11 protein-coding genes and 1 pseudogene are annotated in these 23,393 nt (G+C 68.9%); 5 read left to right on the top strand and 7 right to left on the bottom strand.

The genetic code is table 11. The features are described 5' to 3' along the window. The 7 genes from ACFWVC_RS35595 to ACFWVC_RS35565 form a co-directional block, all read right to left on the bottom strand. Window positions 1–6,810 (bottom strand): amino acid adenylation domain-containing protein (locus ACFWVC_RS35595; protein WP_384297258.1); only part of this gene is annotated, 6,810 nt, incomplete at its 3' end. 303 nt (window positions 6,811–7,113) lie between these two features. Continuing rightward, window positions 7,114–7,317, bottom strand: coding sequence for an MbtH family protein (locus ACFWVC_RS35590; RefSeq protein ID WP_384297255.1), 204 nt, complete (start codon window positions 7,315–7,317; stop codon window positions 7,114–7,116). Between the two features lie 231 nt (window positions 7,318–7,548). Then, entirely contained in the window at window positions 7,549–8,370 is an 822-nt protein-coding gene (gene dpgD / locus ACFWVC_RS35585; RefSeq protein WP_384297252.1) for an enoyl-CoA-hydratase DpgD, read from the bottom strand. Then, window positions 8,367–9,626, bottom strand: a complete 1,260-nt coding sequence (gene dpgC / locus ACFWVC_RS35580) for a (3,5-dihydroxyphenyl)acetyl-CoA 1,2-dioxygenase DpgC (protein WP_384297260.1) — start codon at window positions 9,624–9,626, stop codon at window positions 8,367–8,369. Before dpgC ends, dpgD begins: the two co-directional genes overlap by 4 nt. 74 nt (window positions 9,627–9,700) lie before the next feature. Further along, the gene (gene dpgB / locus ACFWVC_RS35575; RefSeq protein WP_384297249.1) at window positions 9,701–10,375 is read right to left on the bottom strand and encodes an enoyl-CoA-hydratase DpgB; all 675 of its coding nucleotides are present in this window, start codon (window positions 10,373–10,375) and stop codon (window positions 9,701–9,703) included. Window positions 10,376–10,406: 31 nt separating this feature from the next. Beyond that, window positions 10,407–11,558 (bottom strand): 3,5-dihydroxyphenylacetyl-CoA synthase DpgA, encoded by a 1,152-nt coding sequence (dpgA, locus tag ACFWVC_RS35570; RefSeq protein WP_384297247.1) that lies wholly within the window; start codon window positions 11,556–11,558, stop codon window positions 10,407–10,409. Window positions 11,559–11,644: 86 nt separating this feature from the next. Then, window positions 11,645–12,889: a PLP-dependent aminotransferase family protein gene (locus tag ACFWVC_RS35565; protein WP_384297242.1), complete on the bottom strand. Its 1,245-nt coding sequence runs from the start codon at window positions 12,887–12,889 to the stop codon at window positions 11,645–11,647. A 784-nt stretch (window positions 12,890–13,673) separates the two neighbouring features. Here ACFWVC_RS35565 and ACFWVC_RS35560 point away from each other — a divergent pair. The 5 genes and pseudogenes from ACFWVC_RS35560 to ACFWVC_RS35540 all read left to right on the top strand — a co-directional run bounded on the left by ACFWVC_RS35560 (window position 13,674) and on the right by ACFWVC_RS35540 (window position 23,104). Further along, window positions 13,674–17,315: an ABC transporter ATP-binding protein gene (locus ACFWVC_RS35560; protein ID WP_384297240.1), complete on the top strand. Its 3,642-nt coding sequence runs from the start codon at window positions 13,674–13,676 to the stop codon at window positions 17,313–17,315. 792 nt (window positions 17,316–18,107) lie between these two features. After that, window positions 18,108–20,576 (top strand): ATP-binding protein, encoded by a 2,469-nt coding sequence (locus ACFWVC_RS35555; RefSeq protein ID WP_384297238.1) that lies wholly within the window; start codon window positions 18,108–18,110, stop codon window positions 20,574–20,576. 202 nt (window positions 20,577–20,778) lie between these two features. After that, window positions 20,779–21,051 (top strand): annotated as a pseudogene (locus tag ACFWVC_RS35550) (transposase); the annotation flags it as partial. A gap of 156 nt (window positions 21,052–21,207) precedes the next feature. After that, window positions 21,208–21,624 carry a hypothetical protein gene (locus ACFWVC_RS35545; RefSeq protein ID WP_384297236.1) on the top strand — a complete coding sequence of 139 codons (417 nt, stop codon included), beginning with the start codon at window positions 21,208–21,210 and terminating at the stop codon, window positions 21,622–21,624. 658 nt (window positions 21,625–22,282) lie between these two features. Continuing rightward, entirely contained in the window at window positions 22,283–23,104 is an 822-nt protein-coding gene (locus ACFWVC_RS35540) for an alpha/beta hydrolase (protein ID WP_384297234.1), read from the top strand. The last annotated feature ends 289 nt before the right edge of the window (window positions 23,105–23,393 follow it).

Genomic DNA, 23,393 nt, shown 5'->3' with positions numbered 1-23,393 from the left:
GCCGTGCCGGCGGGCCTGCTCGCGCACGCGTGCCGCCAGCCCGGGCTGGAGGGGCACGCGTGTTTCGGTGACGTCGGTGCCGTCGCCGCGTACGTTCAGCACACCGAACGGCGCGGTCGGCTCGGTGACCTCGCCGAGCGTCTTCGCGAAGTAGGCCGCGTGCTCCTCACGCGATACACCGAGCAGCGCCTGGCCGACGAAGTTCCGGTACGGCAACGGGTCCGGCAACTGCTCCCCCCGCCCTTCCAGGAACGCCCGCACCTCACCCAGCACCACATCCAAAGTCGTGTGGTCCTGTGTGATGTGGTGGAGACGCAGCGCCATGAGCCAGCGGTCGCCGTCGCTGTCCGCCGCGACATACGCGTCCATCAGCGGCGCCCGGCGCAGGTCGAGGGGTGTCTCGCACTGCGCGAGCAGCGCCTGAACGGTTTCTTCACCGGCAGCCGTGAAGCCTGGAGTAGTTCCGGTGCCGAGGTCGGTCTCGGTGACTGACAGCACCGCCCGCCGGTGCACCACCTGCACGGGCTGCTTCAGCTTCTCCCAGGTGATGGAGGTGCGCAGGATGTCGTGGCGGTCGATGACCTTCTGCCAGGCGTGCAGGAACGCGTCGAGTCGTGCCCGCGAGTCGAAGCTCAGGACGACGCGGAGCATGTAGGGGTCACGGCCGTTGGCGGCTTCGAGCTGGTGGTGGAAGAACAGGCCTTCCTGCAGTGGCGCGAGGGGGTAGACGTCCTGCACGTTCGGTGCCCCACCGGGAACACCGGCCGCCACCAGGGCCAGCTCCTGTGCGGACAGTCCGGCCAGCGGCACCATGTCCGGCAGGATCGATTGCGCGTCCTGGGGGATCTGGGAGAGGGGCACCTCGACCTCGTCGCGGGCTTCGGCGGCGGCCAGGCGGGCCGGCGTCGGCGCGGCGAACAACGTGCGCACGTCCACGGACACCCCCCGGGCCCGCAGTCGCTCGACCAACGTGACCGCCAGCAGTGAGTGGCCGCCGAGGTCGAAGAAGCTGTCGTCGACACCGACCGCGGGCAGGCCCAGGACCTCGGCGAACACCGCGCAAAGGATCTCCTCGCGGACCGTCTCCGGCCCACGCCCCGCACCCGCACCGGCCGCATAATCCGGAGCCGGCAGAGCCCTGCGGTCCAGCTTCCCGTTGGGGGTGAGCGGCAGCGTCTCCAGCACCACCACTGCCGACGGCACCATGTAGTCGGGCAGTTCAGCAGCGATGTGGGCGCGCAGTACCTGCGCGTCTGCCACGGTGTCCGGGGCGGGGACGACGTAGGCGACGAGGCGTTTGTCGCCGGGGTTGTCTTCGCGGACGACGACCGCGGCCTGCTCGATGTGCTGGTGTGTGGCCAGGAGTGTTTCGATCTCGCCGGGTTCGATGCGGAAGCCGCGGATCTTGACCTGTGTGTCGGCCCGGCCGATGTAGTCCAACTGCCCGTCGGTGGTCCACCGCACGAGGTCGCCGGTGCGGTACATCCGTGTCCCGGGCTTGCCGAACGGGTCGGCGACGAAGCGCTCGGCGGTCAGGCCCGGCCGGTTGAGGTAGCCACGGGCTAGACCGAGACCCGCGATGTACAGCTCACCCGCCACACCCACCGGCACCGGCCGCAGACCACTGTCCAGGACGTAGACACGGGTGTTGGCCATCGGCCGGCCGATCGTCACCGGCAGCCCATTCGAGAGCGGGTCGCTCATCGTCGCGCACACGGTGGACTCGGTGGGACCGTAGGCGTTGATCATCCGCCGCCCGACGGACCACCGGCTGACCAGCTCCGGAGCGCAGGCCTCACCGGCCACCGTCAGCGACTCCAGACCGGTCAGGGTCTCCGCGGCCGAAGCGGGCATCGAGCCGAGGACCGTCGGCGGGATCGTCGCATGCGTCACCGCCTGCCCGGCCAGGAACCCGGCCAGTGCCTCACCCGCCAGCGGCCCCGCCGGTGGCACCACCAGCACCGCACCCGACAGCAACGTCACCGCCACCTCGGAGAACGCGGCGTCGAAGCTGGACGAGGCCAGTTGCGCCACCTGGCTTGTGGCCCGGACCGCGAAGGCCTGCGCCTGCGCGGCCACCAGGCTCCCCACACCGACATGGGAGACCACCACACCCTTGGGCCGGCCCGTGGAGCCGGAGGTGTAGATCACATACGCCGGATGCCGCGGCAGCAGCGGCAACAGACGCTCGCCATCCGCCACCGGTACCGCGGACAGTCCGCCGAGCGCCGTGACAGTGTCCGACGCGTCCAGCAGCAACACGGAGGACGAGTCCTCAACGGGCAGTGCCGGTGCGGCGTCCGCCGTGGTGAGCACCAGCGCCGGGGCGGCGTCGGTGAGCATGTGGGCGATCCGCTCCACGGGATACCCGGGGTCGACCGGCAGATACGCCCCACCGGCCTTGAGCACCGCGAGCACAGCGACCACCAGCTCTGCCGAACGCGGCAAGGCGATCGCCACGATCTGCTCCGGCCCCACACCGCGTGCGATCAGCTGCCGTGCCAGCCGGTTCGAGCGTGCGTCCAGCTCCGCATACGTCAGCTCGACGCCCTCGGACACCACCGCGACCGCGTCCGGGGCCCGCACCACCTGCGCCGCGAACAACTCCGGCACCGTACCCGCGGGCACCTGCTGGGCGGTGTCGTTCCACCCGATCAGCACCCGACGCGACTCGTCCGCGTCCAGAACCCCGATACGATTCAGCGAGTGGTGCGGCGCCTCATCCAGCGCGGTCACCAGGTTCTGGGTCGTCGCCTGCATCAGCGAGGCGACCAGATCCGCGTCGATCGGTGCGGCCGCCTGGACGGTGAAGCCGAACCCGCCTCGCGAGCCGGTACCGAAGTCGTCCACCACCACCGCGAGCGGATAGTTGGTCCGCTCGGCGAAGTCGAGGGTCTCGATCCCCTCGAATCCGGCCTCGTCCGGGTCGTCGCCGATGGGGCTGTGGGCGTAGTTGAACAAGGTGGTGACCAAGGGCGCCGGTGCGGCCACACCGCTGGCCTGCTGGGCCAGCGCCAGCGGGGCGTGCTCGTGGGCCATGAGTTCGGCCAGCTGGGCCTGCATCGAGCGCAGTGCGTCCCGCACCCCGATGTCACCGGTGCGGGCCCGGACCGGAAGGCTGTTGACGAACAGTCCGGGGACGCGGTCGGCTCCCGCACCGGCCTGCATGCGGCCGAACAGGACGGTGCCGAACACGACGTCGTCGCGGCCGGAGACCGCGGCCAGCACCCGCGACCAGACCACGTGGAAGACGGTGGCCGGGCTGACGCCGTGCCGGCGGGCCTGCTCGCGCACGCGTGCCGCCAGCCCCGACTCCAGCACCAGCCGGGCATCGGTCACGTCGGTGCCGTCGCCGCGTACGTCCAGCACACCGAACGGCGCGGTCGGCTCGGTCACCTCACCGAGCGCCTTCGCGAAGTAGGCCGCGTGCTCCTCACGTGACACACCGAGCAGCGCCTGACCGACGAAGTTCCGGTACGGCAACGGAGCAGGCAACTGCTCCCCCCGCCCTTCCAGGAACACCCGCACCTCGTCCAGCACCACATCCAAAGTGGTGTGGTCCTGCGTGATGTGGTGCATCCGCAGCACCATCAGCCACCGGCCGCCATCACCGTCCGCCGCGACAGACGCGTCCATCAGCGGCGCACGGCGCAGATCCATCGCAGCCTCGCCCTGCGCGAGCAGCGCCCGCACCGCGTCCTCACCAGTGACCCCGGGGCCGAGGCCGGCCTCGGCGACCGGCATCACGGCCCGTCGGTGGACCACCTGCACCGGGTGGTCCAACCCCTCCCACGCCATCGAGGTCCGCAGGACGTCGTGCCGGTCGATGACCTTCTGCCACGCGTCCACGAACGCGTCCAACCGCGCCCGCGAGTCGAACCGCAGCACAACCCGCAGCAGATACGGATCCTGACCGCCGGCGGCCTCCAGCTGGTGATGGAAGAACAGGCCCTCCTGGAGCGGCGCGAGCGGGTAGACGTCCTGCACATTCGCCGCCCCGCCGGGCACACCCGCCGCCACCAGGGCCAGTTCCTGCTCGGACAGTCCGGCCAGCGGCACCATCCCCGGCAGGATCGCCTCCGCGTCCTCGGGCACCAGGCATGGCGGGACAACGACCTCCTCGCGGCCCTCGACCGCCGCCAGCCGTGCCGGAGTCGGCGCGGCGAACAGCGTGCGCACATCCACCGACACACCCCGCTCCCGCAACTCCTCGACCAGCGTCACCGCCAGCAGCGAATTGCCGCCCAGGTCGAAGAAGCTGTTCTCCACGCCGACCGAGGGCAGGCCCAGGACCTCGGCGAACACCGCGCACAGGATCTCCTCGCGCACCGTCTCCGGCCCACGCCCCGCACCCGCACCGGCCGCATAGTCCGGAGCGGGCAGAGCCCTGCGGTCCAGCTTCCCGTTCACCGTCAGCGGCAACGTCTCCAGCACCACCACCGCCGACGGCACCATGTACTCCGGCAGGCGCTCCGCCAAGAACTCCCGCGCTGTCGCGGGCAGTGCCTGGCCCTCCGGCACCGCATCCTGGCCGGCGACCACGTAGGCGACCAGGCGCTTGTCACCAGGGACGTCCTCCCGCACGACGACCGCGGCCTGCCCGACGTGTTCGTGACCGAGCAGCACTGTCTCGATCTCACCGAGCTCGATGCGGAAGCCGCGGATCTTGACCTGCTCGTCCGCCCGGCCGACGAACTCCAGCACACCTTCGGCGGCCCACCGCACCACATCGCCCGTGCGGTACATCCGCTCACCCGCCGCGCCGAACGGGCAGGCCACGAACCGCTCCGCGGTCAGGCCGCCGCGACCGAGATATCCCCGGGCCAACTGGGCACCCGCGACGTACAGTTCGCCCGCCACTCCCGGAGCCACCGGCAGCAACCCGTCATCCAGCACGTAGGTACGCAGTCCCGGGATCCCTCCGCCGACCGGACTGGCGCCGCGCCCCTCACGGGCCGTCGCCGCGTCAAGCGCGAGGTAACTGACGTGCACCGTGGTCTCGGTGATGCCGTACATGTTCACCAGCACCGGCGCATCATCACGATGACGCTCGTACCAGTCGCGCAGCCGCGCGAGGTCCAGCGCTTCTCCACCGAACACCACCGAGCGCAGCGCGAGCTTCGCACCCAGATCGGGATTCTCCTTCTCGGCCTGCATCAGCTGGTAGAACGCCGAGGGAGTCTGATTGAGAACGGTCACACGTTCCCGCGCCAGCAACTCCAGGAAGTCCTGCGGGGACCGGGAAACGTCAAAGGGAACCACCACCAGGCGCCCCCCGTGCAGAAGGGCGCCCCATATCTCCCACACCGAGAAGTCGAACGCGTACGAGTGGAACCACGTCAAGACGTCATCGGCACCGAAGCCGAACCACTCGTCCGTGCCCTGGAACAGACTCGCCACATTCACATGCGGCACCGCCACACCCTTCGGGCGTCCGGTGGAACCGGAGGTGTAGATGACGTATGCCGGGTGCCCGGGCAGAAGACGTGCGAGCCGGTCCGTGTCGGTGACCGCACCGCCGTCCAGATCGGCCAAGTCGGCCCGGATTCCCGGTTCGTCCACCGCGACCCAGCCCGGACCGGCGATCCCGTCCAGTCCGTCGAGTGCCGGGATGATCCGGCCGGCGACCTGCGCGGTGGTCAGAACCACCACCGGGGCGGCGTCCCGCAGGGTGCCCGTGATCCGCTCCACCGGGTAGTCCGGGTCGACCGGCACATATGCGCCACCCGCCTTGAGGACGGCCAGCAGGGTGACGACGAGCTCCGGGGAGCGTTCCATCAGCACCCCGACCAGCGACTCCGGTCCCACACCGCGACCGATCAGCAGCCGCGCCAACCGGTTCGAACGCTCGTCCAGCTCCCGGTACGAGACCTGTGTGTCTCCGAAGACCACCGCGACGGCGTCCGGAGTCCGCGCCGCCTGCGCCGAGAACAGCCCTGGCAGCGTAGCGGCGGGCACCTCCGGAGCGGTGGCGTTCCACTCCACCAGCAGCTGCCGCACTTCGTCAGCGCCGAGGATGCTGATCCGGCCGACGGGTGCGGTGCGGCCGGCCACGGCGGTCTCGAGGACCCGCTGCACACCATCGGCCCACCGCTCGGCCTTCTCCCGCCCGAACACGTCGGGCCGGTAGCTCAGCACGAGACGAAGCCGCCGTCCGGGAAGCAGCGTCAGACCGAGGGAACAGCGGTTGAGGAAATAATCGTCCGCACCGCTCGCCCGCACAGCGGGGGCAAGCCCGGCGATGGTTTCGTGGTCGACACGATCGTCCTCGACGGCAACGCAGGTGTCGAAGAGCTGCCCGAGTCCGGCCATGCGCTCGATGCCGGCGAGCTCGACGCCCTGATGGCCGGTCAGCACGGACTGCTGGTCCTGGATCCGGGCCAGTAGCGCGGTCAGCGACTCGGTCGGTTCGAGCAGGACACGAACCGGCAACGTGGTGCCCATCGCCGTCTCGTCCTCGGCATGTTCCGCCGGGCGGACGGCGGCCGTGGCACCGAAGGCGACGTCCTGCCTGCCGGTCATGCGTGACAGCACTATCGCCCAAGCACCCTGGACCAGCGTGTTCATCGTCACGCCCGCCTCACGCGAGGCCGCGGTGACAGCCGCGGTGAACTCCTCGCTCAGTTCGACGTCGACCTGTTCGGGTCCGACCGGTTCGTCCGTGCGGTCCACCGCGGCGACCAGGCAGGGCTCCTCCAGGCCGGACAGTACGCCGCGCCAGGCATCCCAGGCCGCGTCCCGACCCTCACCGGCCCACCACTCCGGGGGACCAGACAGGGACCAGGGCGACGATGCAGGAATCTGAGACATCTTCAGTCCTCGAGTGAATGTGCCGATGAGTACGAAAAGCACGCCCAATGGGCCCCGGTCCAGGAGCCTCGTGCGCGGTTGAGTCGGTCGGATTCGGGCTGGTCCGGTCAGCGCGCGGTTGCGGCGCTACGCCGGACGCGCCGCAGGTTCAGGGGATCGGGGCCGACCGTGAGACACGCCGGTGCCGCCCCCCGCATTGCGGGAGGCGGGCCCGGTCGGCCGTGGGGCCGCCGACCGGGCACCGGGTGCATCCACGGGCCGGCATGAACGCCGGGCGGCTTGGTCGACGTACCTGGCGTTACGTCAGCTCATCTGGTCGATGAGGCTCTTGGGACGCAGGTCGGTCCAGTGGGACTCGATGTAGTCGATGCAGGGCTGCTTGGCATCGGCGGAGTGGACGACCGTCCAGCCTTCGGGAACCTCGATGAACGCCGGCCACAGTGAGTGCTGGTTCTCGTCGTTGACGAGCACCAGAAACCGGCCGTCCGAAGCATCAAAGGGATTCATTGTCTGATTCCTATCGGTGAGTCTTGGTTCTCCGTGGGCACCGCCGGTCCATCAGGTGGCGCTCGGCGACAGCCTTGAGGTTCATGATCTGGTTGGTTGCGGGGCTCGGACATCCGCAATAACCGCCGTTACCGGTGTGCGTGATCGTCGTCGGTGCGGGGCCGTGCGGCGGTCCGCCCGCAATACCCTCCAGGGCATGGCGGGCGGACCGCCGAGACGGTCGCCAGAGCGTCAGCACCCCCTCCACTGCGGACCGCGCTTCTCGACGAAGGCCCGCGGACCCTCCTGGGCATCCGCGCTGTGCATGCGGCGTTCCTCCCACGGAAAGCGGGTTTCGAAGGCCTGCTCGAGAGGCATGGTCGCGGCGGCCGCCGCGGCCTGCTTGATCGCGCGGACCGAGAGGGGAGCGCTGCGGAGGATGTCGGCGACCCACTGCTCCACATGGGCGTCCAGGTCCGCGGCCGGGACGACCTCGTTGACCAGACCGAGTTCGTAGGCACGAGCCGCCGTCATGGGGCGTCCGGTGATCAGGTGGCCGAGCGCGACGCGGTACGGTGCCTGCCGCGTCAGCCGGAACACACCTCCCGCGCCGGCGATCAGTCCGAGCTTCGCCTCGGGCAACGCGAAGCTGGCGGTGTCCGCGGCCACGATCACGTCACAAGCGAGGGCGAGTTCGAAGCCGCCGCCGAACGCGTGGCCGTTGACCCGGGCGATCACCGGTTTGGCGAGCCCGAACCGATCGGTGAGCCTGGGCCAGCCGGGCTTGCCTCGACTGCCGAAGGTCGAGGGGGTGGCGGTTCCGTCCTGGATCTTGGCGGCGAGTTCCTTGAGATCCTGGCCGGCGCAGAAGGACCGGTCTCCCGCGCCGGTGAGGACGGCCAGCCACACCTCGTCGTCGGCCTCGAAGTCGTCCCAGACGGCACCGAGTTCCTCATGCATGCGCAAATCCATCGCATTGGCGCGCTCTGGTCGGTCGAGCGTCACATAGGCGACGCGGTCGCGCTTCTCGTAGCGGACTGCGGTGAGCCCGGAGGACTCCATTGGCCCTGTCATGAACGGGCGGCCGAGAATCGGCCGACCTTTCCGATGACGTCCTCGCTGTAGAGCCGCAGGGCCTGCTGTACGGCGAATTCGGCCATGTAGTGCCGGAACGACTCCGGCGGTTCCTCGGCCAGGTTGAGCATGCGGCGATTGGTGACCACCGCCGGACTGTCGAGACGGTCCAGTGACCGGTCCACTGCGCGATCCAGCTGGTCCGGCTCGACCACCTCGTCGAGCAGGAGCCGGGCGTCGGGCTCGGTGGCGTGGATCCGGCGTCCCCAGAGCACCATCTGACGCGATACCCGGCCGCCCGCCAGCCGGCCCAGGCGGAAGTTCCCGGCACCAGGGACGATGCCCTCCTGGGCGGCGGGGAGACTCAGGTAGGAGTCGGCAGCCGCCAGGACGCGGTCGAAGACCATGAGCAGCTGCGCGCCACCGCCGATCGCGAAGGTGTCCACCGCCGCCACCCAGGGCTTCTCGATCGCCGAGGTGTGCCACGCCCCGGTGTGGTCGACCCGGATGCCCCGCAACAGCTTGTTGATGTAGCCGAGTTCCCGTCGCAGCAGGAAGTCGACCAGGGTGATCTGACCGGCGTGCAGGCTCTTGAGGTTGATGCCGGCGCTGAACACCCGCCTGCCGCGGTAGCGGGGGTGCGTCATCTCGCCGCCACGTAGCAGTCCCACGCTTACGCCCGGGTCGAGCAGGGCGAGATCGACGGCGGTCTCCATGTCGTCGACCTGCCGGTTGTCCTCGGCGTTGAGGCAGTCGTCGCGGCACATCGTCAGATGTGCGGCACTGCCCCGCCGCTCGAGGCGCACCGAACCCAGATCCAGCTCGCCGGTGCGCTGGAACTCGGGCAGCAGTTGCACTGCCCGCGCAGTGGGGAGGGCCATCGCATCGATGAGATGGCGTCCTGATCCGGGTGATCGCAGCACCTCGCGCAGGAAGATGCCCTGGTCGATCTCCCAGCCTTCTTTGTCGGCCTGGGCACGGCCCTGGTCCGCCGCCAGTTGGTAGGCGGAGGGGACCAGCCCGGGGTAGGCGACGGCTGCGGCGGCCACCAGTTCGGGCAGGCGCAGATCGGCCGTTCGGCCGTCGGTCAGGTGCTGGTAGACCGCCTCGCCGTGGAGTCGCATGAAGCGTGCGCGCACGGCGCGAGCGGCGTTCTTGGCATCGGCGGCGAGTGCGCGCTGTTCGGGGGAGCGGTCGGACGGCCGGGGGAGGGCCGACAGCAAGAGCTCCGCCCGGTCGGCCGTGTCGGCCACGATCCGACGGGCCGTTGCCTGGTCGGTGCCGAGCTCGCGCTCTCCTGTGGCATCGGCCGGGGCCGGTGCCGAGTCGATCACGACGAGGCCTCTTCGGTCGTGTTGCGCAGCACGCGGTCGCAGGCGGCCAGGTGGCGGCCGAGGGCCTCTTCGAAGCTGGTGGTGGTCGCGTCCAGCATCAACTGGCGGCGGATGGCCGGGCTGGCGTGGGCCGAGGACATGACGGTCTCGACGACGTCGAAGAGCGCGTCCGCCGGGTCGTCCGTCACCTGGTCCAGCAGGTGCATCGCCAGGGCCTGGTCGGCCGGCACCGGAGTGCCGAAGAGGACCGTTCGACGGGTCGCCGCGACACCGATCTGATTGACCAGCCGATACAGGGCCATTCCGGGCCAGACGGCTTCCGCCTCGACGGACGGGAGCAGGCGCGCCGTGGGCTCGGCGATGCGGTAGTCGGTGGCGAGCAGGGCCTCCAGTGCGACGCCGCCGCAGTCGCCCGTCATGACGGCGACGACGGGCATGTCCAGGCGCTCCAGCCGGCGGAGCGCGCGCTCCCACTTGTTCACCAGGGGGAGCGGCAGGTCGCGCACCGTCGCGGGCGCACCGCTGATCTCGAGGACCACAGGTCCGCGGGCGTCGGCGTCCTCGGCCTGGTCGCACAGGGCGTTGAGGGCCAGGACCAGTTCGGGTGACAGGGGCTGGGCACCGTCGACACGGATCGACAGGTCAACGGCGAGGGAGGCGGAACGGGTCATGATGTCTTGTCTTCCTGTTCGGATCGGGGCGTTACCAGCGGGCGAGAGCGGTTTCGATGGTGGAACCGGGGCCCATCGTCATCAGCACGACGTAGTCGCCCGGCTCGACCACGCGCTCTTCCACCAACCGCTGGTAGGAGAAGAGGAAGGAGCCGCTGGAGAGGTTGCCGTAGTCGCGCAGCACGCTCGTCGTGTTGCGGACGTCGTGGCGGGTCAGGCCGAGGTTGACCCCGACCGCGTCGATGACCTTCTTGCCGCCTGAGTGGACCAGCCACTGGGCGATGTCGCTGCGACGCACCCCGGTTCCGGCCAGCAGCCGGTCGACGACCCGTTCGGCGTGCGCGCCGACCACGTAGGGCACCTGAGGGTCCAGGAAGAAGCTGAACCGGTCCTGGTCGTTGTCCCAGTCGTAGCGCATCGCGTCGATGGCGTCGGTGATGATGTAGCTGGAGAACTTCAGGATGCGCGGCCCGGGTATCGAGGGCTCGAGGCCGACCGGCTCGCCGGCTCGCAGGGAGACGGCTGCCGCGCCGTCGCCGAACAGGCTGTTGACCACGGAGGTCCGCATGGTTCCGTCGAAGACGTAGGCGGCGGAGCACGCCTCGGAGCACACCATGACGGCGAGTTCACCCGGATGTGCCCGGGCCCAGCCGTTCACGGCGTTGAGTGCGTTGAGTCCGGCGTTGCAGCCCATGCCCACGACGTCGAGTCGGCTGGTGTGGGGGTCGATGCCCAGCTCGCGGATGATCAGGGCGCTCAGACCCGGGGTGAGGAAGCCGGTGGTCGTGACACAGCACAGATAGCGGATGTCCGAGACGTCCGCGCCGGTGTCCTTCAAGCACTCCTGGATGGCCCGGATTCCCATGTCGACGGCTTGGGCCTTGTGCTTGGCGAGCAGTTCGCCCTGCACCTCCATCACGCGGGTGCCGTCACCGTTCTCGGGCGGGAGCGTAAGGAACCGGCGCTCGATCGCGCTGTTGAGGAAGACCGAACGGATCCTCGGGTCCTGGATGTCGAAGATATCCAGGATGTCCTGCTGGGAGTACGAGGTCGGGGGCACGGCCGTGCCGACGCCGGTGATCTGCGCGAAGGGGGACGGCGCGGGCTCCTCGAGCACTGTGGTCGGGAGCTCGGCGGTGGTCAGGTCGGCGTAGGTCAGCATCGAGGTCATCGGTAGGTCCATCCCCAGCTTCTCGGCTTGCCGCGAAGGAGCGGCGTGTGCGTGTCCATCGGGTTCTCGGCTCTCTTCCTCTGGTGGTCCGTCGGTTGTCAGTTGGCGGACTGCTCGTGGACGAAGTCCGCGAGCCGGTCCAGCCCCTCCTCGATCTCGTCCGGCCGCAGGTGGCTGAACGACAGCCGCATGACGTTGCGCGGCTGCGAGTCGGCGTAGAAGTGGTGCACGGGGGTCCACAGGACCCGGTGTTTGGCGGCGCTCAGCTCCAGCAGGTCGTCGCTGACCGGGAAGGGCACGGTGAGCAACAGGAAGAAGCCGCCACTGGGCGTGTTCCAGCTGACTCCCGGGACTCCGCCGAAACGTTTCGTCAGGCCGGCCAGCACCCGGGCCAGGTTGGCGCGGTAGGTCTCCGTCTCCCGCATGTTGGCGGCGCGCAGGCTGTACCCGTTCTCGAGCAGCTTCCCGCCGATGACCGCCTGCGCGATGGGTGAGGTGTTCACCGTCAGCATGCTCTTGATCTTCGCCAGCTGGTCGGCCAGTACGCCCTGGTCGCCCTGGGCCCCGGCCACCCGCTGGTCCGCCACCGCGAAGCCGACCCGCGCCCCGGGCAGGCCCGTCTTGGCGAACGAACCCAGGTGGACGACCTGCGCACGCTCGTCGAGGGCCTTCATCGTCGGGGGGCCGGACGGGTCGCCGAACAATCCGTAGGGGTTGTCCTCCAGAACGAGGATGTCCTCGTCGGCGGCGATGGCGAGCATCCGCTCCCGCGCCGCACGGCTCAGCCTGACGCCGCTCGGGTTGGCGAAGTCGGGGATGACGTAGCAGGCCCGGGGGCGCAGCCCGGCGGCCTTCGCGTCGCGGACCACGGCCACCAGGTCGTCCAGATCAATCCCCTCGGACGACTCCCTGACCGGCAGTACCGGCATGTCCGCCAGGCCGGCCGCGCCGTGGACACCGACGTAGCTGGGCGTCACGGCCAGCAGTACGTCGCGCTCGTCGTGACGCAGCGCACGCAGCGTCAGGTAGAGCGCCTCCTGGCACCCGACCGTGACGACGATGGCATCAGGGTCGACGTCGATACCCTCGTCCACGCGCAGCTGCTCCGCGATCAGGTCGTGAATGATCCCCTTGGTGCGCCCGTACTGCAGAAGGGTCCGCCGTACGGCGACCTCGTCACCACCCAGACGATCGGTCAGGTGCCGGCGGTAGGTCTCGAAGTAGCGGTGGACGTCGTCCAGGTCGTAGAAACCCTCGAACGGACGCCCGGCAGCCAGCGAGACAGCATCCGGAAAACGCTGTGCTATCTCGTTGAGGAAATTCATGGATTCGCTTACGGGCATGGTCGTCGAGCGATGAAGATCGACCGTTTGAAGTTTCATGAAAACCCGTTCTGCGGTGTGACCGTTCACTGTGTTCCATTCTGGACGCCGGGTGCCCTGTGGATATACCGGCACTCGCGTCGACACCGGAAACAAATCTCTTTGGTGCCGCGGCCGGGAGCAGGCTGCCACACCCGCCGGCCCAAGGCAACTGATGCCTGGAATTGAGGTTCGGGCCACGCCGTTACGGGATTTGCTCTGCACGCACGCCGGAGAAAACATGCAGGTACGCATTGAGGAACGGCGGCTCTGAGCGTAACTGCGGAATCTACTGATGCACGGAACCACTGATGCCTGAATGCTTGTTCCGACGAAAAATCGCGAAACCTCACATGCGCACTCCCGGTGCCCGCAACATGGAAGCGCTCGTCACTGTGATCCAGCAGGATGAATCCATGCGGCGATTCGGGCGGCGAGTTCTGGTGATGGTCAACCGCGGCGTCGTGGACAGGCTCGCCTCAAGAGATGGTCAGCGCTGAATATGCATAACGCTCACGGCTCCACCAGAGAGACATCTCCCGCCGGCCCCGAGAACCGGAACACACCGGAGCGGCATCCTCAGGACAGGAGGGGCCGCCCCACCCCGATCGCTCCTCCCGGCGCCCCGGGCGCCCCGTGGGATCCGGGCACAGCGAGCGGCGCAGCCGGCCCCACCGCCCAGCAGAGCTGGTTCCGCCGCCTTGCCGGCTACTGCCTGCGGTACCGCCGCCACATCCTGTTGTCCTTCGGCGCCTCGCTGCTCGCCATGGCGATCTTCACGGCCGTCCCACTGATCACCAAGCTGGTCATCGACGATGTCATCGTCACCCACAGGCAGCCGCTCATCCCGTGGGCGATCGCCCTGGTGCTCGCCGCCGTCCTGTTCGCCGGGTGCAGGTTTGTGAGCGCCTACTACAACGACCGACTCACCATGAATGTCCAGCACGACATGCGCGTCGACCTCTTTCGCACGCTGACCCGGCTGGACGGCGAGAAGCAGGACCGACTGGACACCGGCCAGGTGGTCGGCCGGGCGACCTCCGACCTCCAACTGATCCAGGGCATGGTCGCGATGCTGTCGATGACGGTCGGCGACGTGTTGTTCATCGTGGTGTCGCTCCTGGTGATGCTCTGGATGTCACCTTTGCTCACTCTTGTGGCACTGGTGATGGGTCCCACGCTCTGGTGGGTCGCGGTGCTGTGCCGCAAGCGAATCTTTCCGGCAACCTGGGCTGCCCAGCAGGAGGCGGCCAAGGTCGCCGGCGTGGTGGACGCCGCGGTCGGCGGGGTCCGGGTGGTCAAGGGCTTCGGGCAGGAGGATCAGGAACTCGGCAAACTGGAGTCCGCTTCGCGCGCCCTCTACGCGACGCGGCTTCGCACCATCCGGCTCAACAGCCGCTACAGCTCGGCCATGCGGGCGATTCCCGCCCTGGCTCAGGTCGGTGTGCTCGCCCTCGGAGGCTGGCTCGCCATCGAGGGGCAGGTGACGCTGGGCACCTTCGTCGCCTTCGCGAGCTACCTGGCCCAAATGGTCGTTCCCGTCCGGATGATGACTGTCTTCCTGACCGTCAGCCAGCAGGCCCGTGCCGGGGTCGAACGCGTCCTGGAACTGATCGACGAACGACCGCTGGTCCAGGAAGCGCCGGGAGCGCTGGAGTTGCGGCCCGTGGACGGCGTGCCGGCGCTGGAACTCGACGAGGTCGACTTCCACTACGGCGCGGACCCGCGCGAGCCGGGCACCCTCGGCGAGCACGGCGACGACGACCGCCTCCTCGACCGTCCGGTGCTGCACGGCCTCAGCCTGCGCCTCGCCCATGGGGAGACCCTCGCGCTCGTCGGGGCCTCCGGCTCGGGCAAGTCCACCGTGGGGCGGCTCATTCCGCGCTTCTACGACCCGACGGCGGGCGCCGTCCGGCTCTACGGCCAGGACCTGCGCGAGGCCACGCTGGACTCGGTGCGATCCATGGTCGGTGTCGTGTCCGAGAACAGCTTCCTGTTCTCGGACACCGTGCTGGCCAACATCGCCTACGGCTGCCCCGGCGCCACCACAGAGCAGATCGAACAGGCCGCCCGCGCGGCCCAGGCGGACGGCTTCATCCGCGCACTGCCGGACGGCTACCTCACCAAGGTCGGCGAGCAGGGCCTCGCCCTCTCCGGCGGCCAGCGTCAGCGGATCGCGCTGGCTCGCGCAATCGTCGCCGACCCCAGGATTCTGCTGCTGGACGACGCCACGTCCGCGGTCGACCCCCGGGTCGAGGCCGAGATCCACGAGGCACTGCGCTCCGTCATGGCCGGCCGCACGACCCTGCTCGTCGCGCACCGCCGCTCCACCCTCCAACTGGCCGACCGGATCGCAGTCCTGGACCAGGGTCGACTGGTCGACCTCGGCACCCATGAGGAACTGGAAGCCCGTTGCGCCCAGTACCGGCGACTCATCACGGATCCGGAGGCCGGTGCCGGCAGTCTTGACACCGATCCGGATGCGGCCGCGCCCCCCACGGCGCCGGCCGGTCCGGGCGCCGCCGCGCGCGGCACGGAGGCCCGGAAGCCCGATCCCAAGCTTCCGGCCGGAGTCGAGACACTCCCGCCGGCCCTCGACACCCCCGCGATCGAGCGGGCCGAAGCGACCGCCAACCCGCACTTCACCCTGGCCGGACTGCTCAAGCCGTTCCGCGGCCCGCTCGCCTTTGCGTTCGGGTTGCTGACCGTGGACGCGGCGGCCGGCCTGGTCCTCCCGGTCCTGATCCGGCACGGCATCGACGACGGTGTGTCCCGGGCCGCGCTGGGCGGGGTCGCCGCCGCGTCTCTCGTCGCCCTCGGGGTGGTGCTGCTCGACTGGCTGGTGCAGAGGGCCGAGACGCGGATCAGCGGCCGCACCGGCGAACGGGTCCTGTTCACCCTGCGCCTCAAGATATTCGCGCACCTGAACCGGCTCGGGCTGGACTACTACGAGCGTGAGCTCTCCGGCCGGATCATGACCCGGATGACCGCCGACGTGGACGCACTCACCAGCTTCCTGCAGACCGGCATGGTGACGGCCGTGGTCAGTGCGCTGACGTTCGCCGGGATCTTCGTCGCGCTGCCTGTCATCGACGTCGGCCTCGCCCTGGTGGTCTTCGCCGTGTTGCCCGCCCTGGTCATCGCCACGCTGGTGTTCCGCCGGAAATCCTCGGCGCATTATCAGATCTCCCGCGACCTGATCGACACGGTGAACGCCGGCCTCCAGGAGAACGTCGCGGGAATGCGGACCGTCCAGGCATTCAGACGTGAAGCGACCACCATCGAGCGGTTCGTCGGCAACTCACTCGCCCACCGTGACGCCCGGTTGCGCGCGTTGCTCTGCCGTGCGCTCTACTTCCCCTTCGTCGAGTTCCTTTCCAAGGCCGCGGTCGCGCTCGTGCTGATCGCCGGTGCCTCCCGGGTGGACAGCGGTACCCTCACCGTCGGCGGGCTGGTCGCGTACCTGCTCTACATCGAGCTCTTCTTCTCGCCGGTCTACCTGCTCTCGCAGATCGCCGACGGCTACCAGCAGGCGGCCGTCGGCCTCAGCCGGATCCGCGAGCTGCTGAGCACCCCGACCAGCACCCCGCCTGCCGCCGACCCGGTCCGGGCGGAGCGGCTGCGTGGCGAGATCCAGTTCGACAACGTCAGCTTCGCCTACAACAGCGGTGGCGAGGGCAGCCGCGAAGTGCTCACCGACATCAACCTCCGGATCCCGGCCGGGCAGACCGTCGCGCTGGTCGGCGAGACCGGCGCCGGCAAGTCGACACTGGTCAAGCTGGTTGCCCGGTTCTACGACGCCACCCGCGGCACGGTCCGTGTCGACGGCACCGACATCACCCGGTACCACCTCACGGACTACCGCCACCGCCTCGGCGTCGTTCCGCAGGAGGCGTACCTCTTCGCCGGCACCGTCCGGGACACGATCGCGTACGGGCGACCGGATGCCACCGACGTCGAGGTGGAGGCTGCCGCCCGCGCGGTGGGCGCGCACACCATGATCACGAGTCTGGCCGGCGGCTACCAGCACCCGGTGACCGGCCAGGGGCGCAATCTCTCGGCCGGGCAGCGGCAGCTGATCGCACTCGCCCGGGCCGAACTGGTCGACCCGGACGTCCTGTTGCTCGACGAGGCGACCGCCGCCCTGGACATGGCCACCGAGGCAGTGGTGAACCAGGCTGCCGACCGGCTGCGCGACGGACGCCCGAATCGGCTCGGTGGCCGGACCACTCTGGTGATCGCGCACCGCCTCACCACCGCGGAGCGGGCAGACAGGGTGGTGGTCCTGCACCATGGCCGGGTGGTGGAGGACGGCACACACGCCGAACTGGTCACCGCGGGCGGACCGTACGCTCGGCTCTGGGAGGCCTTCGTCGCCGAGGGACACCCGGCGGGGGTCGCAGGCTGAGGTGACCGGCCCCCGGACCGGGCGACGCATCACTCCTGACCGGGCCGGGGCCCTCGCTTCGCATGACCCAGCAGGTGCCGCGGACCGTACGGGGCAAGGTCACCGACGGACCCTCGCGTCGGAGGGCCAGAGTCAGTGCCTGACAACGGGCATCGTGATGTACCCAGGAGCCGGGGTGCCGTCGCACTGCTGCGACAGCACCCCGGCACTGACGGCACTGACGGCACTGACGGCACTGACGGCGCTCCCGGTGTGGCAGGGCGATAAGGCCTGACCGCCGCTGTGGGTTGGCTTGACGTGCGACGGCTCGCGCTTCTCGGTCGTCACCCGGCCCAGGCGCTGATGTTGGCCCTGGCTGTTCGCGCCGTCCACGCCGGCCGAGGTTCCGGGAAGCCGCTGGAAACGACCCCGCCCGTTTCGCCATTGACACTCTGCTGACTGGCAGGATGCTGAGGGGCCGAGCTGTGGACGGCACTCACTCATCAGTGGCAGATTTACGTGCCGGAGGAAAGAGTTGGCCACGAGAAATTCTGCCGATCACGGGTGTGTCGCGATCTTCAATGCGCATTCATCCGAGGAGCACACCTTGTGGGCTCCGATGTGTACTCGATCTGTGGACACATGATGTGACGCGGCATGTATGTGAAGCGCGGCGGTCTGAAATCCGGTGGCTCGATCATGCACGTGCAGCCACGTCCATGATTCCTCTGGACGAGCAAACGGTCTGACGAACTATCTGCCGATCACAGCGTAGTGCGGCTCCAGTGTCATTCTTCGCGTTGGGGAACCCGTATGCACATGACCACGCCTCACCCCGTCGAATGTGGGGGATGCGGCATCCCTGTCCAGTCCCAGGCAAAAAAATCGGCACCCCGATACTGCTCCAACGCCTGCCGTCAGCGCGCCTATCGACAGCGCACCAAGAACAGGGAGGGGCTCGGTGCGTCGTCGGCGATCGCCGTGCACGCTCAGCTGACCCCACTCATCGGTAGGGCGGATGAGCAGGTGGAGTTGGAACGACGGCTCCAGAGCGCCCGCCTGGTCACCCTCACCGGTCCGGCTGGAGTCGGGAAGACCCGCCTGGCACTGCACACGGCCATGCAGGAGCAGCGCCGCGGGCAGGCGGCCGTCGTCCTGGCCGAGTTGTCGCAAGTGACCGACGCGCGCGATCTGCTCCAGCGGCTCACAGCCGGATTCGAGGGTTCGGGCGCGCAGGATGGCCGGCCGGCACAGCGGGACTCCAATCGGCTTCTGATCCTCGACACCTGTGAACACCTGCTGGTGGAATGCAACGAAATTCTGTCGACTCTGTATGCCCGTTACCCGGCCCTACGTGTGCTGGCAACGAGCCGCGAACCCCTGTTCTTTCCGGGCGAGACCGTCAGCCCGATGAGCGGACTGCCCTTCCCCGAGGCAGGCGCACGTGAATCGGCGGCCGAGTTCATGCGGTTCCCCGCGGTGCGCCTGTTCGTCGAGCGCGTGAGGGCGGTGAGCCCCGAGTTCCAGCTCGACGAAGCGAATTCCGCGGACGTCGGCACCATCTGCGCGCGACTCGATGGAATCCCGCTTGCCATCGAGTTGGCCGCGCAGCTCGTCCGCGCCTTTCCCGTGGCCGAGATCCATCGACGGCTCGGCGATCGGCTGGACTTCCTGACGGGTGGGTGGCGGCTGGCGGATCCACGGCATCAGAGCCTCCGTGCGGCATTCGACTGGAGTTACGAGTTGCTCACCCCGGATGAGCAGCAGCTGTTTCAGGCTCTCTCGCTGCTGCCGGACGGTTTCGGACTGGACGCGGCGACTGGTGCAGCACGCGGGGCGGTGTCGGCTCCTGAGGTGCCGAACCTCATCGCCGCGCTTGAGGCCAAGTCGCTCATCGGCTCCTACGGAAAGGAGCGGAGTGGGTTCGCCCGTTTCCGGATTCTTGAGTCGGTTCGCCAGTACGCGCACGGCAAACTCATCGCCGAAGGTCACGAGACACGGGCTCGCGACGGAATCATTGACCGGTTTGTGGAAGGCATCGCCACGTTCCCGGAGACGGGACTGCTGACGCCTGAGTGCCTGGGCGTGATGGAGCGGGAGCGCGAGACCCTGTCGTACGCTCTGGAGTCGCTGAGCGCGGGAGGTGATGAACGCCAGATTCCACTCGCCGCGGCGCTGGACGTGCTGGACATGATGAAGGGATTCCCTCCGGAAGAATGCAGACGTCTCAGTGCGGCTTTGAAGCGTGTTGACGGCGCATCGACGTACCGGACGAATGCACTGGCACTTGAGGCGTTGCTTGCCGTATGGCGAGGCGAGTATCAACGTGCCGCAACTCTCGTCGAAGAAGCCGGGATGGCAGGCGCGACCTGCCATCCTGTTGCGCGATGGCGCGCTGAGCTCGTTCTCGATCTGGTCCGTCAGGCGCCGGAGAACGCGGCGGCGGCATGGAGACTTCGTAAATCCCTTGAATCCAGTCTTCGGTTCCGTGATCCGGCGTCCACCGGAGTCGTCCTGTACGCGCTTGCCCGGTATGTGTCCACCACCGGATGCCCGGACGGCATCTCGGGTCTGGTGGCCGAGGCATTGCGTGTCGCGCGAACCGAAGCCCAGACAGGTCCATTCCGGGCGCTGCTGGTCTCGGCCGGGGCACTCGCCCTGGCGGACGGCGATTTCGAACAAGCGGAATCACGCTTCGTCGAGCTGCTTCATGAAGCCCAGGACAACCCCTTCTGGGCCGGGAGGGCGATCGAAGGCCTCGCGGTGACGTCTGTGCACGCGGGTAGATACGAACACGCACTCAGGTTGCTGGCCGCCACGCAGACACCGGAAGCGCCGCCGTCGTACGGGATGGGTTCCCGGTGGCAGGCACGGGTGGAGACGGCGCAGTCGAACGCGTTCGCCGCAGTCTCTCCGGCAAAAGCCGATCAGGCCCTCACATACGGGCGGGCCCTGGGAGCCAGGCAGATGGTGGACTACGCGCTGGGCAGACAGGAGGCTCAAGGTGTGGAATCAAGGTCCCACGGGCCATTGAGCCAACGCCAGTGGGAGATTTCCGCTCTCTTGTCTCAGGGGCTGACCAACAGACAGATAGCGGCACGGCTCTTCGTGTCGGTGCGGACAGTCGAGACGCACGTGCAGAACATCCGCGTGACCCTGGGCTTGAAAACCCGCGCGCATGTTGCGGCGTGGGCGACTCACGCGGCCAAGCCGTACGGCAATCCTCGCTCCGAGCCGGCGAGGGGCCTGAGTGGCAAACGCTGGAACCTGGCCTTGGAGTGACCTCCGTCCGCCGAAGTCGACGACGGCCGCCGGCCGGTGGCGGAGCCGGCCATCGGCGAGCTGCTGGAAGCCCTGCCATTCGACGTGGACGGCCTGCCCGGCTACGCCGGAGCGCTCTTCGACTTCTACCAGCAGCGACCACACCTCCCGCGCCGCGCCCGCGGCGCAGGCCGCCGGAAAGGTCGATGCGGGGATGCCGCCGGCCGCCACCCTCGGCATCGACCTCGAGATCGTCCAACGCGCCCCCGGCGCCGAAGGATTCACCCCCAAACCGAAACGCTGGACGGTCGAGCGGACTTACGGCCGGCTCATGCTTCACCGCCGCCTGGCCCGCGACTACGAAACCCTCACCGGCAGGTGCGAAGCCATGATCCACATCGCGATGGCCGACCTCATGGCTCGTCGCCTCACCGGCGAGAACGCCGTCTCCTGGCGCGACCCGACATCACCGGACCGAACCCGCATCACGGGATAAAGCAACGCGAGAAAACGACCTCAAGGGCTGTCCCGCTGTCCGCGCGTCCACACTCCTCGTGTGGTACAGCGACGCTGACCGGGCGGCCGACTGGCCAGATCGGGCACCAGGAATCCGTTTGGGCCCGCCCGCGGACGATGCATATCCTGTCAGACCATGTGCTACCACGCGTTCAACGGCGCCTTCCGGCACTACGTGTGCATCGCGTGCCGGCTCTCCTTCAAAGGCAGCACATGGCCGATCCGGAAGCGCATCTGTCCTGGCTGTCGTGAACACCTCGTCTTCGCCGGCTACGACTTCGCCGCGCCCCGGCGACGCGACACGAAGGCATGGTCCGTCGTTGCGACCGTGCTCGCGGAGGGGCTGACCTACGATCACCGCCCTGGCTGCGGCTGCTCGCGGCTCCCCTCCTTCCGACCCCGGACCCGAGCTCAGGTGCGTGTCCGGCGCCGCGCAGCCGAACGGCTGGGCCTGCCTCTGTCGGTGACCCTCGCTCGCCGCGACGCCTTCACCTCGGAGAGCCGCGACGAGCAACCGCCCTCTCCGTCGGCCGCGGAGCGTAATACGACCTGAGCGTCGCGTCGACGGGCCATGCCGCGCTGGCCATGCGCGCGGTCAGGCCATGGTCAGTCATCCGCCGACCGGATCAGCGACCACATCGGGCCGCTGCTGGCCCCGGTGACAAGGATGATCTTCGGCATCATGCTCCTCGGCGCATGGTGGGAGCAGTAAGGCGGCCAAAGTCCTGGCCAGTGATGGGCCACGACAGGTCCGGCACCAGCGCGTGACCGCATGGGCACTTGCTCAGTATCGATACCGGTGGGACCGGCGCACATAAGTCGAATGACGGTGTCGACGACTGGGGCTCATGGCCGGTCCCGGGGCCAAGCGGCGGCCGAATCCGGTCGCCCGGGCTCCGGGAGGCGACTCCTGGATCTTTCGCCTGAGGAATCCGGGGCCTTGCGCGGTCCGTGGCGCCCGCGCTGCCGCCCGGCGACCGGGCGGACACCTGGTGCGCTGTCGAAACGACTGCCCGGCACGGGTCGGTGACCGGTTTTCCCCCAGGCGTTCGACGGATGTGGGCCCGGGGCCTCCGGCGCCAGTCTGGGGGCGCTGCGGGAGGCCGGCGCACGCTGCCGACTCGACGCGGTCCGCAATCGTGCGCTTGCGTGCAGGCACCGGTTCGACTAGCTTAAGTGAACAGAACGTTCTATCTACTTCGGAAGGTGTCATGAACGAGTCCCCTGCCAATGAGGCCGGCACGATCGTGCTCATCCACGGCCTGTGGGTGAACCCGCGCAGCTGGGAGGGGTGGAAGCAGTACTACGAGGGGCGGGGGTACAGAGTCATGGCTCCCGCCTGGCCGGGGCTGGACCGTGAGGTGGAGGAGCTGCGGCGTGACCCCTCGGGCATCGCGGGGGTCGGCTTGCTCGAGGTGGTCGACCACTACGAGCGGATCATCCGTGCCCTGCCTCATCCGCCCATCCTGGTGGGCCACTCCTTCGGCGGCACCGTCGTGCAGATCCTGCTCGATCGGGGCCTGGGCAGTGCCGGGGTCGCCATCGACTCCGCGGCAGTCAAGGGCGTGCTGCCGCTGCCGCTGTCGACGCTCAGGTCGGCGTGGCCGGTGCTGGGGAACCCGGCCAACAAGAACAAGGCGGTTGCCCTGACGGCGCGGCAGTTCCACTACGCCATCACCAACACGCTCGACGAGAGCCAGTCCGACGCGCACTACCAGCGCTACGCCGTCCCCGGCTCGGCGCGGGTCCTGTTCCAGGGGGCGTTCGCCAACTTCAACCCCCGGGCCGCGACCCGGGTCGACTTCCGCAACAGCCGCAGGGCCCCACTGCTGTTCATCGCGGGAGAGGCCGACCACATCGTCCCGCCCAAGGTCAACAAGGCCAACTGGCGCCTTTACCGCAAGTCGTCCGCCGTCACCGACTACCAGGAGTTCCCGGGGCGCTCGCACTTCATCATCGGCCAGGACGGCTGGCGGGAAGTCGCGGACTACGCACTGAACTGGGCCGAGGACCACCTTCCCGCCCACGTGTGACCGCGGACCGCGCGAGCACTCACCGCGGGACCCGCTGACCGCCGGCCTTGACCGCGACACCCCCCGCCACTGGCGGGGGCTCTCCCTGGGGCGCGATCGTCGCGTGCCCCACCCGCGCGGGCGTGTGTGCCCGCCGCGACAACACCATCACATCAGGAGAAATCCATGCTTCGCCGTCGTACCTTCCGGATAGTCGTTCTCGGCGCGACCGGTGTCGCCCTGGCCGCCGGCGTGACCGCGTTCGCGTCGGCCACGCCCGCCCACCACACCCCGGCCGGCCCCAAGCCGA

The organism is Streptomyces sp. NPDC058691 (assembly GCF_042714775.1).
Lineage (GTDB): Bacteria > Actinomycetota > Actinomycetes > Streptomycetales > Streptomycetaceae > Actinacidiphila.
This window is presented reverse-complemented; position numbering and strand designations above follow the sequence as displayed.

Excerpts from the sequence above, each read along its gene's own strand:
- ACFWVC_RS35590 (WP_384297255.1), bottom strand. The coding sequence starts at position 7,317 with ATGAATCCCTTTGATGCTTCGGACGGCCGGTTTCTGGTGCTCGTCAAC.
- dpgD (WP_384297252.1), bottom strand. The coding sequence starts at position 8,370 with ATGACAGGGCCAATGGAGTCCTCCGGGCTCACCGCAGTCCGCTACGAG.
- dpgB (WP_384297249.1), bottom strand. The coding sequence starts at position 10,375 with ATGACCCGTTCCGCCTCCCTCGCCGTTGACCTGTCGATCCGTGTCGAC.
- dpgA (WP_384297247.1), bottom strand. The coding sequence starts at position 11,558 with ATGGACCTACCGATGACCTCGATGCTGACCTACGCCGACCTGACCACC.
- ACFWVC_RS35565 (WP_384297242.1), bottom strand. The coding sequence starts at position 12,889 with ATGCCCGTAAGCGAATCCATGAATTTCCTCAACGAGATAGCACAGCGT.
- ACFWVC_RS35560 (WP_384297240.1), top strand. The coding sequence starts at position 13,674 with ATGGCGATCTTCACGGCCGTCCCACTGATCACCAAGCTGGTCATCGAC.
- ACFWVC_RS35555 (WP_384297238.1), top strand. The coding sequence starts at position 18,108 with ATGCACATGACCACGCCTCACCCCGTCGAATGTGGGGGATGCGGCATC.
- ACFWVC_RS35545 (WP_384297236.1), top strand. The coding sequence starts at position 21,208 with ATGTGCTACCACGCGTTCAACGGCGCCTTCCGGCACTACGTGTGCATC.
- ACFWVC_RS35540 (WP_384297234.1), top strand. The coding sequence starts at position 22,283 with ATGAACGAGTCCCCTGCCAATGAGGCCGGCACGATCGTGCTCATCCAC.